This window comes from Mycobacterium sp. E2479 (genome assembly GCF_001667925.1).
GTDB lineage: Bacteria > Actinomycetota > Actinomycetes > Mycobacteriales > Mycobacteriaceae > Mycobacterium.
The window spans coordinates 1-1,286 of sequence record NZ_LZJR01000142.1 but is presented as its reverse complement, the minus strand read 5'-3'; the positions used below and the strand labels follow the sequence as shown (position 1 = coordinate 1,286).

General features: G+C 66.4%; 1 protein-coding gene. It reads right to left on the bottom strand.

Annotated features, from left to right (window positions below):
• Positions 1 to 1,286 (bottom strand): condensation domain-containing protein (locus tag A5686_RS21055; protein WP_231986444.1); only part of this gene is annotated, 1,286 nt, incomplete at both ends.

Sequence of the window (1,286 nt, the reverse complement as noted above, 5' to 3'; positions counted from 1 at the left end):
CTGGCCGCATCAAACACATCGGTGCGGTATTCCACCGTCCCACCGATCCCAGCCGGCTGCCCCTCCACGGTGAACCGCTCCGCCAACGAAAACGCCAAATCCATCCGAGCGGTCTGCGTATCCACCGGCAACGGGGTGACCTCGAGGTCACCCAAACTCGACCCGGCGGCGCCGTTGTCGCGCCCGCCGAAGTTCTGCCAGGCCAACATCACCTGCACCAGCGGGTGATGCGACAGGTTGCGGGTCGGGTTGAGCCGCTCGACGAGCACCTCAAAGGGCACATCCTGGTGTTCGTAGGCGGCCAGGCTGCGCGCGCGCACCTGAGCCAGCAACTCCGCCATGCTCGGATTGCCGGCCAAATCGACCCGCAACACCAAGGTGTTGACGAAAAACCCGACCAACTCATCGAGCGCGGCATCATTACGTCCGGCGATCGGGAAACCCACCGCCACATCCGCGCTGGCACTCAACTTTGAGAGCAGCACCGCCAGGGCGGCCTGGATCACCATGAAACTGGTCGCGTTGTGCTCGCGGGCCATCCGCGCCACCTGCTGCTGCAACCTGACCGGCCAGTCCAGCTCCACGCTGGCCCCGCGCTGATCAGCCACCACCGGATAGGGCCGATCCGTGGGCAACGCCAACCGCTCGGGCAACCCGGCCAACGCCTGCTCCCAATAGGCCAGCTGGGCGGCGATCGGGCTGTCGCTGTCGTCGAGCTCACCGAAGCTGTCGCGCTGCCACAGCGTGTAATCGACATACTGCACCGGCAACGGCGCCCAACCCGGGGCCCGCCCAGCGCACCGGCTGGCATAAGCCATACCCAAATCACCCAACAACGGGGCGATCGACCAGCCATCAGCAGCGATATGGTGCACCACCACCACCAGAATGTGCTCGTCATCGCCGAGGCGAAACAGCCGCGCCCGCAACGGGACTGCGCTAGCCAGGTCGAACGGGCGACGCACCTCGGTATCGATGGCCTCCTGCAACCGGGCCGTAGGCCACCTGCTGGCCTCCACCACCTCCCACCCCATATCGGCCCGCTCCACCGGCAGCACCACCTGCTCAGGGATCCCCTCGGGCGCGATGAACACCGTGCGCAGCGATTCGTGCCGGCCCACCACATCAGCCAACGCCGCACCCAACGCCGCGGCATCCAGACGCCCCTTTAGGCGCAACGCGGTCGCCATGTTGTAAACCGCAGACGGCCCCTGCAACTGGTCAACAAACCACAACCGCTGCTGAGCAAACGACAACGGCACCACCGCCGGGCGCTGCACCGCCAC